At 63.1% G+C, this 255-nt stretch carries 1 protein-coding gene; it reads left to right on the forward strand.

All coding sequences use genetic code 11. The features are described 5' to 3' along the window. Positions 1-53 precede the first annotated feature (53 nt). A partial coding sequence (locus JT719_RS24925; RefSeq protein ID WP_207436473.1) for a hypothetical protein occupies positions 54-255 on the forward strand: 202 nt, incomplete at its 3' end.

Consider the following 255-nt stretch of genomic DNA (forward strand, 5'->3'; position numbering starts at 1 on the left):
GAGCCCATGCTGTTCGGAACGCCCGGCGTCGGATCGCGCAGACCGTTGAAAGGATGGCCGGTCGTCCCCGTCCGGTATCATGGATTGCCACGTCCAATCTGGCGAAACTCGCCGAACCAGGTTGCCTGTTTCTTCCGGGGCCGACTCTTGGCGAGTATGCTTGGCAGCGGCGGTTTTCCGATCAGCGCGCTTACAGCCTGTGCGGAGTGACGCACACCATCTGCACGCCGGGAGTGATGGACGCGCTGGGCGATT

The organism is Sabulibacter ruber (genome assembly GCF_017355955.1).
Taxonomy (GTDB): domain Bacteria; phylum Bacteroidota; class Bacteroidia; order Cytophagales; family Hymenobacteraceae; genus Nibribacter; species Nibribacter ruber_A.